The organism is Variovorax sp. GW821-FHT09A10 (assembly GCF_059418385.1).
On sequence record NZ_JBWKPT010000008.1, the window covers coordinates 125,651 to 139,076 of the forward strand.

Annotated in this window: 11 protein-coding genes; 9 read left to right on the top strand and 2 right to left on the bottom strand. The window is 68.4% G+C overall.

Going from position 1 to position 13,426, the window contains the following annotated elements; all coding sequences use genetic code 11:
• The first annotated feature begins 4 nt into the window (after positions 1-4).
• Together AC07Q9_RS25290 and AC07Q9_RS25295 are read left to right on the top strand one after the other, a co-directional pair.
• On the top strand, positions 5-757 hold the full coding sequence (locus AC07Q9_RS25290) for an anti-sigma factor (protein ID WP_495312187.1): 753 nt from the start codon (positions 5-7) through the stop codon (positions 755-757).
• Between the two features lie 43 nt (positions 758-800).
• Positions 801-1,562, top strand: a complete 762-nt coding sequence (locus tag AC07Q9_RS25295) for an SGNH/GDSL hydrolase family protein (protein ID WP_489057912.1) — start codon at positions 801-803, stop codon at positions 1,560-1,562.
• Positions 1,563-1,687: 125 nt separating this feature from the next.
• Here AC07Q9_RS25295 and opgC read toward each other — a convergent pair whose 3' ends face one another.
• On the bottom strand, positions 1,688-2,830 hold the full coding sequence (gene opgC / locus AC07Q9_RS25300) for an OpgC domain-containing protein (protein ID WP_495312188.1): 1,143 nt from the start codon (positions 2,828-2,830) through the stop codon (positions 1,688-1,690).
• A gap of 183 nt (positions 2,831-3,013) precedes the next feature.
• On the opposite strand from opgC, the gene AC07Q9_RS25305 reads away from it, so the two are divergent.
• From AC07Q9_RS25305 to AC07Q9_RS25320, 4 genes are all read left to right on the top strand, one after another.
• Complete coding sequence (locus AC07Q9_RS25305) at positions 3,014-9,001, top strand: alpha-2-macroglobulin family protein (protein ID WP_495312189.1); 5,988 nt, start codon at positions 3,014-3,016, stop codon at positions 8,999-9,001.
• A 91-nt stretch (positions 9,002-9,092) separates the two neighbouring features.
• Complete coding sequence (locus tag AC07Q9_RS25310; protein WP_495312190.1) at positions 9,093-9,932, top strand: polysaccharide deacetylase family protein; 840 nt, start codon at positions 9,093-9,095, stop codon at positions 9,930-9,932.
• 123 nt (positions 9,933-10,055) lie between these two features.
• Entirely contained in the window at positions 10,056-10,700 is a 645-nt protein-coding gene (locus AC07Q9_RS25315) for a putative DNA-mimic protein (RefSeq protein ID WP_495312191.1), read from the top strand.
• A gap of 41 nt (positions 10,701-10,741) precedes the next feature.
• Positions 10,742-11,254: a phosphatase domain-containing putative toxin gene (locus AC07Q9_RS25320; RefSeq protein WP_495312192.1), complete on the top strand. Its 513-nt coding sequence runs from the start codon at positions 10,742-10,744 to the stop codon at positions 11,252-11,254.
• 8 nt (positions 11,255-11,262) lie between these two features.
• On the opposite strand, the gene AC07Q9_RS25325 is transcribed toward AC07Q9_RS25320, so the two are convergent.
• On the bottom strand, positions 11,263-11,955 hold the full coding sequence (locus tag AC07Q9_RS25325; protein ID WP_495312193.1) for a TetR/AcrR family transcriptional regulator: 693 nt from the start codon (positions 11,953-11,955) through the stop codon (positions 11,263-11,265).
• A 55-nt stretch (positions 11,956-12,010) separates the two neighbouring features.
• Here AC07Q9_RS25325 and AC07Q9_RS25330 point away from each other — a divergent pair, with 55 nt between their 5' ends.
• The 3 genes from AC07Q9_RS25330 (at position 12,011) to AC07Q9_RS25340 (ending at position 13,399) form a co-directional block, all read left to right on the top strand.
• On the top strand, positions 12,011-12,469 hold the full coding sequence (locus tag AC07Q9_RS25330) for a VOC family protein (RefSeq protein ID WP_495312194.1): 459 nt from the start codon (positions 12,011-12,013) through the stop codon (positions 12,467-12,469).
• 141 nt (positions 12,470-12,610) lie between these two features.
• A complete protein-coding gene (locus tag AC07Q9_RS25335) occupies positions 12,611-12,958 on the top strand; it encodes an NIPSNAP family protein (RefSeq protein WP_495312195.1) in 348 nt (115 codons plus the stop codon).
• A gap of 75 nt (positions 12,959-13,033) precedes the next feature.
• Complete coding sequence (locus tag AC07Q9_RS25340) at positions 13,034-13,399, top strand: SnoaL-like domain-containing protein (RefSeq protein WP_495312196.1); 366 nt, start codon at positions 13,034-13,036, stop codon at positions 13,397-13,399.
• Positions 13,400-13,426 lie beyond the last annotated feature (27 nt).

A 13,426-nucleotide genomic window follows, 5' to 3' on the forward strand; every position in this document is an offset into this window, starting at 1 on the left:
CCCCATGAACCTCCTTGCCCACCCCGAACTGCTCGAACTGCTGGCCGCCAGCCATGCACTCGGCACGCTGCGCGGCGGCGCCCGCCGCCGCTTCGAAACCCTGGCGCGCGAGCAGGCGCCCGTGCGCGCCGCCGCGCTGGTCTGGCAGGGCCGGCTGGCCGGCATGACCGAGCTGCAACAGCCGGTCACGCCCGACCCGGCCGTCTGGACCCGCATCCGCAACCTCATCGATGCCGAGCAGGCGCAGCAGGCCCTCGCGCGGCAGCGCGACAAGGCCGCGCCCATTGCGTCTGCATCGACGGGCGGCTGGCTGCGCAGCCTCGCGCTGTGGCGCGGCGCCGCCGCGGCCGGCGGGCTCGTGGCCGTGCTGGCCGTGGGCGTCGGCCTGAACCTGCGCGAGCAGCTGATCAACGCGCCCGCCGTGCAGTACGTGGCCGTGCTGTCCGACGACAAGGCCGCCGCCTCCATGCTCGTGACCTTCGATCCGAAGAAGAAGCAGCTCGTGCTGCAGCGCGTGGGCAACTTCCGCGAAGGCACCGACAAGTCGCTGCAGCTGTGGGCCTTGCCGCCCGGCGGCGCGCCGCGCTCGCTCGGCGTGCTGGACAATGCACCGGCGCTGCGACTGGCCGCCTCGGAGTCCGATGTGCGCGTGCCGGCGCTGGCGATCAGCCTGGAGCCCAAGGGCGGCGTGCCGAGCGCGGGCGGCCCGACCGGGCCGGTGCTGTTCCATGGCCCGCTGATCGAAAAGACGCTCTGACCCTGTTCTGAATTCCCTGTCTTCTGTCCGTTCGATGCCTTCGATGAAATCCGTCCGCGCGGCGGCGCTGCTTCTTGCAGCCGCCCTCGCCTTCACTGCCCAGGCCCAGGCTCAAACCGCAGCCGCCGCCTTCCCCTACGAAGCCGACGGCGCCACAGCCGCCGACACCGCCCCCGCCTACCTCGCCGCCAAGGCCCGTTGGCACAACGAGCTGGCCGCCTTCGCGCGCGCCGACCAGGAGCGCTTTCCGCAACCCGGCGGCGTGGTGTTCGTGGGCAGCTCGACCGTGCGCATGTGGACCCGCCTCTCGCAGGACTTTTCCCGCGTGCCGGGCGGCATCGTCAACCGCGGCTTCGGCGGCTCGACGCTGGCCGACTGCGCCCTGTTCGCGCGCGATCTCGTGGTGCGCTACAAGCCCCGGCAGGTGGTGCTCTATGCCGGCGACAACGACCTGGCCGAAGGCCGCACGCCGCTGCAGGTGCTGGACAGCTTCGCCCGCTTTGCGAACGCGGTGCGCGCCGAGCTGCCCGACGCGCGCATCAGCTTCATCTCGGTCAAGCCCAGCCCGTCGCGCGAGCAGCTCATGCCGCAGATCCGAGAGACCAACCACGTGATCTCGGCCTACCTGAACCTGCTGCCCAACAGCGAGTACATCGACATCCACACGCCGATGCTTGGCGCGGACGGCCGCCCGCGCCCCGAGCTGTTCCGCGGCGACCGGCTGCACCTGACGGACGAGGGCTACCGGCTGTGGCAGTCGGTGGTGGCGCCGCATCTGCCGATGCCGCCTGCGGTGCAGCCCTGAGCGGACAGCCGACGCGATTCAGTCGCGAGACACCGCAGAACCGGCTTTGCCGGGCTGCAGGTGTCGCCCCCGGCAAGGGGTAGGAGAAGCGACACGAAGTGCGCGAGGCCTGGGGGCGAGTTCTTTCACGCCGGCGCAGGCTCCGAAGGCACATCGTCCGCCGGCGGCGGCACGTCGGCGCCGCGCGTGAAGCGCGCCACGAAGTACATCCCCGCGAACACCGCCGCCAGCAGCAGGCCGTCGCCCCACCAGGGCCGCGCCATCTGGTTGTCGCCGTAGAAGGCCAGCACCAGCAGCACCGCCACGAGGTGCGCGCAGAACACCGGCAGCGAGGCCGAGCCCATGGCTTCGAGCCAGTGCAGGCGCGGGATCTTGCGCATGAGCCAGGGCCCGAAGCGCACCGCCAGGATGCCCAGCGCCACCAGGTTCACGATGCGCAGCGGGCCGAGCTGCCACTTGTCGAACAGCAGGTTCATTTCCACATCGCCGCCGAACGGCGCCTGGCCGTTGATGCCGGTGTGGCGCCAGTAGAAACCGTACAGCGCGACGCCCGCCGCCAGCACCAGCAGCCAGGCCGGAAAGCGCAGCGGCCGGGCGTCGGGCGCGTTGCGGCTGGCGCCCAGGCACAGGCCGGCGAACCACAGGAACTGCCAGGCGTAGGTGTTGAAGGCGCCCATCTCGTGGAACGGCACCGGCATGCCGAGGTAGCGCACCGCCAGCCCGTAGACCCATTCGCTGAGCCCGAACTGCGCCATCGCCCAGACCGTGGCGCTGGCCACCATCACGAGCGTCCAGCCGTGGCGCATGGCAAAGGCCAGCACCCAGGGGCTCATGAGCATGAAGAAGATGTACATCGGCAGGATGTCCAGCAGCGGCGGCTCGTAGATCAGCAGCAGCCCGAACAGGAAGCCGTCGCGCGGCTCCGCCAGGTAGTACGACACGAGGTTCTTGACCGCCGGCTGGTCGATGTGCACGCCGAGCGCGGCGATCACGGTGAACAGGAACAGCAGGATCGCCGCCTGGCACAGGTAGACCTTGAGCACGCGCCGCCAGAAGGCCTGGCGCATCGAGTCGACCCCGCGCACATGGCCGATGCGGCTGTAGACCAGCCCCGCCACGAAGGCCGACAGCAGCACGAAGCCCTCGGCGGCCGACACGAAGCCAAAAGGTTGACCCAGCGGATCGGTCAGCCGCGTGGGCAGGTGGGTGACGGTCATCAGCACGAGCATCAGCCCGCGCAAGGCGTCTATTTCCCAGTAGCGTTTCATTCGGTCGGCGGCGAGGTCTTGGTGGCGGTCTGCGCAGCGCACGCACGACGTCAGCGATTGTAAGAAGACCGGCGTACGTCAACAGAACGCGCGCTCCAAACACGCACGGCCTATGACGCTTGGCACTCCCGGCGCGCCATGCAAATCGGCTACGCTGCGCGCTGCCTCAAGGTGGAGAATTCCGTGAACCGTTTCATTCCGACATTGCTACTGGCCGCCGGCACCCTCGCGGCAGGCCCGGGCCATGCACTTCAGATCACCAGCCTGACCCCGCAGGGCGAAGTGGCGCGCGTGCGCCAGGTCGTCGCCAAATTCGATCAGGCGGCGGTCAACTTCGGCGACCCCAAGGCGCCCGCGCCGCTCACCGTGAGCTGCTCCGACGCGCAGGCCGGCAAGGGCACCGGCCGCTGGACCGACGCCAAGGCCTGGGTCTACGACTTCGAGAACGACCTGCCGCCCGGCGTGCGCTGCTCGGTCACCCGCATTCCCACCTTCAAGCCGGCCGGCGGCGGCGAGCTGACCGGCCCTGAACGCTATCAATTCAATAGCGGCGGCCCGTTCGTGCGCAACCAGTTGCCGAGCACCTTCGAGCGCATCGACGAACAGCAGATGTTCCTGCTCGAGCTCAACGGCGCGGCCACGATCGAGAGCGTGCGCCAGAACGTCTGGTGCGCGGCCGACGGTGTCGGCGAACGCATTCCGGCCAAGCTGCTTGAAGGCGAGGCGCGCACCGGACTGCTCAAAGCCTTCCACCGCGAGAAGGAAGCCGCGAAAGACCCGCTGCGCTTCATCACGATGCAGTGCAACCGCACGCTCACGCCGGGCGCCAAGGTGCAGGTCGTCTATGGCAAGGGCGTGGCCACGCCGTCGGGTGTGGCCAACGCCACGGAACGCCGTTTCGATTACCAGGTGCGCGAGCCCTTCGCGGTGTCGTTCAGCTGCGAGCGCGAGAACGCGCAGGCCGCCTGCCTGCCGCTGCGCCCGATGCAGCTGCAGTTCAACGCGCCGGTGACGCGCAAGGTGGCCTCGCAGATCGAGCTCAAGGGCGACGGCAAGACGATCAAGGCCAAGCTGGAGAACGACGGCGGCTCGCAGAACGACGACGACGTGGTCAGCAGCGCGAGCTTCGGCCCGCCGCTGGCCGAGAGCGCGCAGTTCAGCATCGAGCTGCCCTCCGGCTTCCAGGACGCCTCGGGCCGCCCGCTGGGCACGCCCGGCAGCTTTCCGCTGAAGGTGGCGACCGGCGCGATGCCGCCGCTGGCCAAGTTCGCGGCCTCGCCCTTCGGCGTGATCGAGCGGCTGGCCGAACCCGACACCCCGGCCATGATGCCGGTCACGGTGCGTCGCGTGGAGCCGCAGCTCATGGTGCAGGCGCTCACGCCCGGCAAGGTGAGCGACCTCAACCCCAAGACCGACGCCGAGATCATCGCGTGGTACCGCAAGGTGCGCCGCTACGACAGCTACTCCGTCAGCCGCGACGACGCACGCCGCGACGTCAAGGGCGCCCTGCCCCCGGTGATCGACAAGAACGAGCGCTCGCACGTGCAGACCCGCATGCTGTCGCTGCTCGGCGGCCAGCCGGGCGTGAAGGCGCTGGACATGCCCAAGGCCGAGAGCGGCGACCCGCGCCCCTTCGAGGTCATCGGCATCCCGCTGACGCCGGGCTTCCACGTGCTGGAGATCGCTTCGCAGAAACTCGGCGAAGCCCTGCTCGACGAGCGCTACAAGGCCGGTCGCACGATGTACGTGCGCACCACCGCACTGGCCACCAACCTGGCCGTGCACTTCAAGCTGGGCCGCGAGAACTCGATGGCCTGGGTCACCACGCTCGACAAAGGCAAGGTGGTGGCGGGCGCCGAGGTGCGCGTGTCCAGCTGCGACGGCAAGGCCGTGGCCACCGGCACCACCGACGCCAGCGGCATCGTGATGCTCAACGGCGTGTCGCCCGACGCACCGAGCTGCAACGGCCCGAACGAGTACGAGACCAGCGCCTGGTTCGTGAGCGCGCGCGCCAAGGACGACAAGGGCGTGGAAGACCTCGCCTTCACCTGGAGCGACTGGCAGCGCGGCATCGAACCCTGGCGCTTCAACGTGCCCACCAGCCTGGACGTGCGCCCCGACGGCATCGCCCACACCATCTTCGACCGCACGCTGCTGCGCGCCGGTGAAACCGTGTCGATGAAGAGCCTGCTGCGCACGCAGACCAGCAAGGGCTTCGGCCTGCCGGCAGACCGGCCCGACACGCTGGTCATCACCCACATGGGCAGCGGCCAGCGCTTCACCCAGCCGCTGGTCTGGCGCAAGACCGCCACCGGCGGCCTGAGCGCCGAGAACAGCCTGGCCATTCCGCCGGCCGCCAAGCTCGGCGTGTACCAGGTCGAGCTGCGCACCGGCGACGGCACCAGCGACGAAGGCATCAACCGCACCTTCTCGACCGGCATGTTCCGCGTCGAGGAGTTCCGCCTGCCGGTGCTCGAAGGCCGCATCGCGCCCACCGAGAAAAAACCGCTGGTGGCCGCCACGAGCGTGCCCACCGACGTGCAGATCAACTACGTGGCCGGCGGCGGCGCCGCCAACCTGCCGGTGCGCGTGTCGGCCATGGTGCGCGGCAAGAGCCTGAGCTTTTCCGACTACGACGCCTTCAGCTTCAACCCGCCGCGCGCTTCGGGCGACGGCAGCGAAGCCGCCACCGCCGCCGACACGGGCGCCGGCGAGGAAGACCTCAACAGCGTGAACGACACCCGCGTGATCGCCGACAAGCTGCCGCTCACGCTGAACAAGGACGGCGCCGGCAAGGTCACGATCGACAAGGTGCCCAAGGTGAAGGCCGCGCGCGAGCTGCTGCTCGAAGCCACCTATGCCGACCCGAACGGCGAGGTGCAGACCATCCGCAGCACGCAGACGCTGTGGCCCGCGTCGGTCATCGCCGGCATCAAGACCGAGGGCTGGGTCTCGACCAGCCAGAAGCTCAAGTTCCAGGCGCTCGCGCTCGACCTCACGGGCAAGCCCCAGGCCGGCGTGACGCTCAACGTGCGCGCCGTGGCGCGCATCACCACCACCAGCCGCAAGCGCATGGTGGGCGGCTTCTACACCTACGACAACAAGACCGAGACCAAGGACATCGGCACCGTCTGCTCCGGCAAGAGCGACTCGCGCGGCCTGCTGCTGTGCGAGTCGGAGTTGAAGGAAGCGGGCGAGGTCGAGCTGGTGGCCAGCGCCACCGACAGCGAGGGCCGCAGCGCCAGCGCCGTGAGTTCGGTCTACGTGACCAAGCAGGGCGAACTGTGGTTCGGCGGCGAAGACAACGACCGCATCGACGTGCTGCCCGAGAAGAAGAGCTACCAGCCCGGCGAAGTCGCCAAGTTCCAGGTGCGCAGCCCGTTCCGCTTTGCGACCGCACTGGTGGCCGTGGAACGCGAAGGCATCATCGAGACGCACGTGGTGCAGCTCGACGGCAAGGACCCGACCGTCTCGCTGCAGGTCAAGCCCGAATGGGGCCCGAACGCCTACATCAGCGTGCTCGCGCTGCGCGGGCGACTGCGCGAAGTGCCGTGGTACAGCTTCTTCACCTGGGGCTTCAAGGCGCCGCGCGAGTGGTGGACCGCCTTCTGGTACGAGGGCAAGGAATACGTCGCGCCCACCGCCATGGTCGACCTGAGCAAGCCCGCCTACCGCCTGGGCATGGCCGAGATCCGCGTCGGCACGCGCGCGCACCAGCTCGACGTGACCGTCACCAGCGACAAGCCCAGCTACCCGATCCGCAGCAAGGCGCAGGTCACCATCACCGCCAAGCTGCCCGACGGCAAGCCGGCCGCCGGCGCCGAAGTGGCGCTGGCCGCGGTCGACCAGGCGCTCTTGGAGCTCATGCCCAACGACAGCTGGAACCTGCTCAACGCGATGCTGCAGCGACGCAGCTGGGGCGTAAGCACCTCCACCGCGCAGATGGAAATCGTCGGCCGGCGCCACTACGGTCGCAAGGCCGTGCCCGCGGGCGGCGGCGGCGGCAAGGGCCAGACGCGCGAACTGCTCGACACCCTGCTCGTGTGGAACCCGAAGATCGTGCTCGATGCCAACGGCCAGGCCGTGGTGACGGTGCCGCTCAACGACGCGCTCACCACCTTCAAGATCGTGGCTGTGGCCGATGCGGGCACCAGCCTGTTCGGCACCGGCCAGGCCAGCATCCAGGCCACGCAAGACCTGCAGGTCATCAGCGGCCTGCCGCCGCTGGTGCGCGAGGACGACCAGTTCCGCGCGCAGATCACCTTGCGCAACACCACGCAGAAGCCGATGAAGGTGGAAGCCACGCCGCGCGCCACGCTGCTCACGCTCGAAACGCAGACCGTGGACATTCCGGCCGGCGAATCGCGTGAAGTGGCCTGGAACGTGACCGCGCCCGCGCAGCTCGCGCAGACGCGCACCGAAGCGATCCTGTGGGAGATCGAGGCGAAAGACACGGTCGGCGGCGCGCGCGACGCACTCAAGGTGCGCCAGCGCATCGTGCCCGCCGTGCCGCTCACGGTGCAGCAGGCCACGCTGGTGCAGATCGACGGGCCGTTCACGCTCGACGTGGCGCCGCCCGCCGACGCCCTGCCCGGCCGCGGCGGCCTGAAGTTGTCGCTGCAACCCAAGCTGGCCGAAGGCCTGCCGGGCGTGCGCGACTGGTTCGCCAACTACCCCTTCAGCTGCCTCGAACAGAAGACCAGCAAGTCGGTCGGCCTGCGCGACCCGAAGATGTGGCAGGGCGTGCTGGCCACGTTGCCGACCTACCTGGACAGCGACGGCCTCGCCAACTACTTCCCGCCGCGCGACGGTGAAGCCAACCGAGGCAGCGACATCCTCACGTCGTACCTGCTCGCGGCCACGCACGAAGCGGCCCAGCTCAACCCGGCCTTCGCGCTCGCCGACGACGCGCGCGCACCGATGGAATCGGGCCTGATCGCGTTCGTCGAAGGCCGCGTCACGCGCGACTTCTGGAGCCCGCGCAAGGACCTGGACGTGCGCAAGCTCGCCGCGCTCGAAGCGCTCTCGCGCTACGGCAAGGCCAAGGGCAGCATGCTCGGCAGCATCACCATCGCGCCGAACCAGTGGCCCACCAGCGCGGTGATCGACTGGCTCAATATCCTGAAGCGCGTGAACGACGTGCCGCAGCGCCAGCAGCGCCTGGACGAAGCCAACAACGTGCTGAAGGCACGCCTGTCGTACCAGGGCACCAAGCTCATCTTCAGCACCGAGCAGGACGACTACTGGTGGTGGCTCATGACCAACGGCGACGTCAACACCGCGCGCCTGCTGCTCACGGTGATGGACGACCCGGCCTGGAAGGACGACATCGGCAAGCTCGCCAACGGCTTCATCGGCCGCCAGCAGAACGGCGCCTGGCACACCACCACCGCCAACCTGTGGGGCGGGCTGGCGCTGGAGAAGTTCAGCAAGGTGTTCGAGAGCACGCCGGTGGCCGGCGTCACCGCCGCCACGCTGGGCGCGGTGAAGGCGCAGGTCGACTGGAGCAAGGTGGAGCGCGTGAAGGCCAGCGACCCGACCGGCGCGCCGAACCAGACCACCATGTTCGGCGCGCCCGCTTCGCCGGGCAACCTGCGCAACAACACCATGTTCCTGCCGTGGGCCGCATCGCCCACGGGTGCGCCCGTGCGCGACACGCTGCTGGTGACGCAGCAAGGCACCGGCAAGCCGTGGTTCACGCTGCAGTCGCTGGCCGCCGTGCAGCTGAAGGCGCCGTTCGCGGCGGGCTACGCGCTCAAGAAGACCATCACGCCGGTCGAGCAGGCCGTGGCCGGCAAGTACACGCGCGGCGACGTGCTGCGCGTGAACATCGAGGTCAACGCCAGCACCGACATGACCTGGGTCGTGATCAGCGACCCGATCCCGGGCGGCGCCACCATCCTGGGCAGCGGCCTGGGCCGCGACTCGGAGATCGCCGCACAGGGCGAGAAGAGGAGCGGTTCCTTGCCAGCGTTCGAGGAACGCAGCTTCGAGGCGTTCCGCAGCTACTACGCTTACATGGCCAAGGGCGTGATGAAGCTGGAGTACACCGTGCGCCTGAACAACGTCGGCGACTTCGCGCTGCCGCCCAGCCGCGTGGAAGCGATGTACGCACCCGAGATGTTCGGCGAGACGCCGAATGCGCGGGTGAAGGTGGAGGCGGCGAAGTGAGGCTCAAGAAGCAAGAAATCCAGAGGGGTCCTCAGGTCGTCCGCCAGTTCGTGTCCCTGAGGAATCAATCCTCTGTTGAAAGGTTCTGAGAATGAAAGTCCCCGTCAAATCGCTGCTCGCGCTGGCCGTTCTTTTCTCCGGCACTGCGATGGCGTTCCAATGGCCGGCGAACAAGAAGAGCGCCGTCAGCATCACGGCCGATGATGGATGGCCCAGCCAACTCACGCAGGCAGCCATCCTGGATGCCAGAGGACTCAAAGGGACCTTCTATCTGACCGCGATGGGCTTGTCCTCGGTCCCGGCCAATGCGGGGCAATGGGCACAGGTCTACCAGCGCGGGCATGAGGTGGGAAACCACTCGTACACCCACTGGAGCGACCAGATCCTGGCAACGAAGACGTGGCAGGAAGTCGCCGGTGAAGTCGGCAGCATGGAATGGTGGCTCTTGAGCAACATCTACGGCATGACGCCCGCCGATCACACCTACGCGTACCCGCAAGGCAACTACGTGGTCGGGTCTCAGGCGAGCGGTCAAAGCACACAGGTCGGTGCCTGCGAATATGCGGGCCTGCTGGCCTCGTCGGTCACAGGCGCGCGCGGGTTGGGCTCCGGAGAAAACCAGCCGGGCGCCGTGGTTCGGCGCCGCTTCAACATCAGCGGACTTTCGATCGCGGGAAGCGACGCGATCGCAGTCAGCACCGCCAAGCAGGCGATCGACAACGGCATTGCCAAGGGCACCTGGACCGTCCTCGTCTTCCATTCGCTGGGCGACACCGGTGACGGCTACTCGGTCAGCCAGTCGGCCTACACGCAGATCGCCGACTACCTGGTTTCGCGCCAAGCCGATCTTTACGTCGCACCCGTCGTCACGGTGAAGAACTACGTCGCAGCCAACACGCCAGCCGCAGACTGGTCCTGCGTACTCCAGTAGGCATTCCGACGCCCATCAGGGCGAAGGCCAAGTGCAGCAGATGACCGGCGGGAACTGAAACCCGCCGGTCATCCCGCCTTCATCTGCGCTCATCACCATCGCGTGAACCACTAGGAGAACCCCATGGGCCTGGCCATTTGCGTCGGCATCCTCGCCGACCTGATCAAAAACGATCCCGAGAGCGTCGAACACTTCGAGGCAGATTTCGCCGCCGCGAACCGCAAGCTCGCCGAAGCGGGGCTGCCGCCGCACATCGAGCCTCGCACCTTGCCGCCGCTCGAATCCCGCGCGCCGCTCGACGGCCTGCCCTACTCGTTCATCCACTACCTGCGCCGTGCCTACGCGCACCGCGTGACGACCCCTGGCTGGATCGCGACACCGCTGCCGGAAGACACCGATCCCACGGAAGACGAGACGCTCGAAGACGTGGCCCACATGTTCGAAAGCCACCTGCTGTGCCACTCCGACGCGGAAGGCTTCTATCTGCCGGTCGACTTCCAGGAGGTGATCTTTGCCGAGGAAGACGAGACCGACCTGCCCGGCGGCATGCTCGGCTCGTCGTACCGCCTGCTCGAGGAACTGGTGCTGGTCGCTCCTGCCCTCGGCATCACGCTCTCGGACGGCGAGCTGTCGGACGAGGAAGCCGCGCGGATCGCCGACAGCATGGGAGAGGACGAAGGCCTCTACCGGGAAATCGAATCGTGGCTGCTGCTGTACGAATCGGCGCGGCTGAGCATCGCGCACAAGACGGCGATCGTTTTCACCTGAGGGCGATGCGGCTGATCGATCGGCTGTAAGGTCCGCAGACCATGTTCGAGACCACCATCCACTGGGTCCGCGACATACCGCCGCATCGGCTGGGCCTGATGGCACGCCCGCGCGGCGGTGACCAGCTGCGCGAGGAGGTTGCGGCCTGGCAGCGTGCCTCGCTGGACATCGTGGTCTCCCTGCTCGAGGCGCAGGAAATCAGGGCGCTCGAGCTGCAGGAAGAGCCTGCGCTGTGCGCCGAACATGGCATCGTGTTCCGGCATTTCCCGATTCCGGACCGCGGCATCCCGGCATCGCAGCGGGACGCGGCGGCCCTCATTGCCGAACTGGGCGCCGAACTGGCGAGCGGCAAGGCCATCGCCATCCACTGCCGCGCAGGCATCGGCCGCACGGGCCTCATCGCGGGCAGCCTGCTGCACGGGCTCGGCGTTCCGGGCCAGAACATCTTCCGCCTGCTGAGCCGCTCTCGGGGCGTCGACATGCCCGATACATCGGAACAGGCGGAATGGGTCGCGCAGTACGTCTTCGGCACCCGCCGCCCACCGCCCCCGTGAACACCGACTCAGGCCGCCTTGCTCCGTGACGCACGCGTGGCGGCGCCAGGCACCGCGGGCTTGCGCTTGCCGCTCGCGGGGCCCGTGCCAAGCCCGACGAGCAGGCTGTCGATCAGTCCCTCGACAAAGCCCGCGTCGAGCGGCGCGTGCCCCATCAGCAGCCTGAAGAACAACGGCCCGTAGATCTGGTCGAGCACGATCTCGAGGTCGGCATCCGGCCGGATCTCGCCCGCCTCGGCCGCTTGCTGCAACAGCACCCGCCCTTCGTCGCGGCGCGACAGGATGAAGTGATTGCGAAAGGCCTTCGACAGCTCGGTGTCGGGGTCCGCGGCCGCGATGATCGTCGTGATGTTGCGCCCCATGTGCGACGACAGCGTGCGCACCACCGTGTCCAGTTGCTGCGACAGCGCATGCAGCGCTGACGTCGCGGCGCGCGTCGGCTTCTTCTTTTCCTGCGCGGTCGACGCCATCAGCGCATCCATGGTCACCGCGTGCCGGTTCGGCCACCACCGGTAGACCGTCGGCTTGCCGACGCCCGCCTTCGCCGCCACCGCCTCCATCGTCACGCCCGACGGCCCGACCTGCGACAGCAGTTCGCGCGCCGCGTCGAGCACGGCCTGGCGCAATTGCAGGTTGCGCGGCCGACCACGGGCGGCCGCAGGCGCGGCAACTTCCGGCGTCTCTTTGACAACAGGTTTCATTTATGGAACGATGCGTAACGTAATTAAATTCTAGACCCACAAGGACACCCTGCCCATGCGTACTTTTCTTCCCGTTCCGGCGCAATGCCTGGCGCCCTACCTCATTGTTGCCGACGCACCCGGCGCGATCGATTTCTACCGCCGCGTGTTCGGCGCCGAAGAGCTGTTCCGGCTCGCGGAGCCCGGCGGCAAGGTCGGGCATGCCGAACTGCGCATCGGCGATGCCAAGTTGCTGCTGGCCGACGAGTACCCCGACTTCGGCGCGCTGGGCCCGGCGCGCGTGGGCGGCACGCCGGTGTCGATCCACCTGTACGTCGCGGACGTCGATGCCACGCTGGCCCTGGCCGAGGAAGCCGGCGCCACGGTCATGCGCGCCGCCAAGGACGAGTTCTTCGGCGACAGGTCGGGCATGCTGCTCGACCCGTTCGGCCACCGCTGGCATGTGGCCTCGCGCCTCGAAGAAGTCAGCCCGCAGGAGATGCAACGCCGCTGGAACACGGCCATGCAGGGGTAAGGCGGCACGCGGGTGGTCGCAGGCACTGTGAAGATCGCGCTGGCCTGCACGGGCGACTGCGGCTACAAGGACGACTTCAGCGCGCGGCTGCACGACGTCGAAGCACTGCGCATTCCCGCATGAACCCTGCCGTCCATCCCCATGAAGCGCCTGCTCGAAATCCGCACCTACCGCCTCAAGCCCGGCACCCTCGACGACTTCCACCGCGCGATGCATGAACGCGCGGTGCCCATGCTGCGCAGCAAGGGCATGGACGTGGTCGGCTACGGCCGGTCGGACCACGAGGAAGAGAGCTACCACCTCGTGCGCGCCTACGCAAGCCGCGAGGCGCTGGAGGCCGAGCAGGCGGCGTTCTACGGTTCCACCGAATGGCGCGAGGGCCCGCGCAGCGCGCTGGTCGACCGCATCGAGACTTACCTGAACACGCTGCTGTGGCTCTCGCCGGAGGGCGTCGAGAGCCTGCGCGCGCTCAACGGGCCAGTGGGTTAACCGCCTGTCGACGCCGCGCGGTGCGCGGGCCTACACTGCGCCTCCCGTCATCCCCCCAACTCACTGGAGAAACGCATGAACACCCAGGAAATCGCCGCCAAGCTCGTGGCGCTGTGCAAAGCAGGGACATTCGATGAAGCCCAGGCGCTCTACGCGCCCGAGGCCGTCAGCGTCGAGGCCAGCGCGCCGCCCGGCCAGTCGCGCGAATCGGTGGGCCTGTCGGAGATCCGCGCCAAGGGCGAATGGTGGGTGGCCAACCACGAGGTGCATTCGTTCCAGGTGGCCGGCCCCTGGCCGCACGACGACCGCTTCATCGTCGGCTTTCGCTTCGACGTGACCGTGAAGCCCACGGGCCAGCGTTTCACGATGGAAGAGATGGCGCTGTACACCGTCAAGGACGGCAAGATCGTGCGCGAAGAGTTCTTCTACGCCGGCGACTGAGCCCAGTCAGGCGCGCGACCGGATCGC

Excerpts from the sequence above, each read along its gene's own strand:
- AC07Q9_RS25290 (WP_495312187.1), top strand. The coding sequence starts at position 5 with ATGAACCTCCTTGCCCACCCCGAACTGCTCGAACTGCTGGCCGCCAGC.
- AC07Q9_RS25295 (WP_489057912.1), top strand. The coding sequence starts at position 801 with ATGAAATCCGTCCGCGCGGCGGCGCTGCTTCTTGCAGCCGCCCTCGCC.
- opgC (WP_495312188.1), bottom strand. The coding sequence starts at position 2,830 with ATGAAACGCTACTGGGAAATAGACGCCTTGCGCGGGCTGATGCTCGTG.
- AC07Q9_RS25310 (WP_495312190.1), top strand. The coding sequence starts at position 9,093 with ATGAAAGTCCCCGTCAAATCGCTGCTCGCGCTGGCCGTTCTTTTCTCC.
- AC07Q9_RS25315 (WP_495312191.1), top strand. The coding sequence starts at position 10,056 with ATGGGCCTGGCCATTTGCGTCGGCATCCTCGCCGACCTGATCAAAAAC.
- AC07Q9_RS25320 (WP_495312192.1), top strand. The coding sequence starts at position 10,742 with ATGTTCGAGACCACCATCCACTGGGTCCGCGACATACCGCCGCATCGG.
- AC07Q9_RS25325 (WP_495312193.1), bottom strand. The coding sequence starts at position 11,955 with ATGAAACCTGTTGTCAAAGAGACGCCGGAAGTTGCCGCGCCTGCGGCC.
- AC07Q9_RS25330 (WP_495312194.1), top strand. The coding sequence starts at position 12,011 with ATGCGTACTTTTCTTCCCGTTCCGGCGCAATGCCTGGCGCCCTACCTC.
- AC07Q9_RS25335 (WP_495312195.1), top strand. The coding sequence starts at position 12,611 with ATGAAGCGCCTGCTCGAAATCCGCACCTACCGCCTCAAGCCCGGCACC.
- AC07Q9_RS25340 (WP_495312196.1), top strand. The coding sequence starts at position 13,034 with ATGAACACCCAGGAAATCGCCGCCAAGCTCGTGGCGCTGTGCAAAGCA.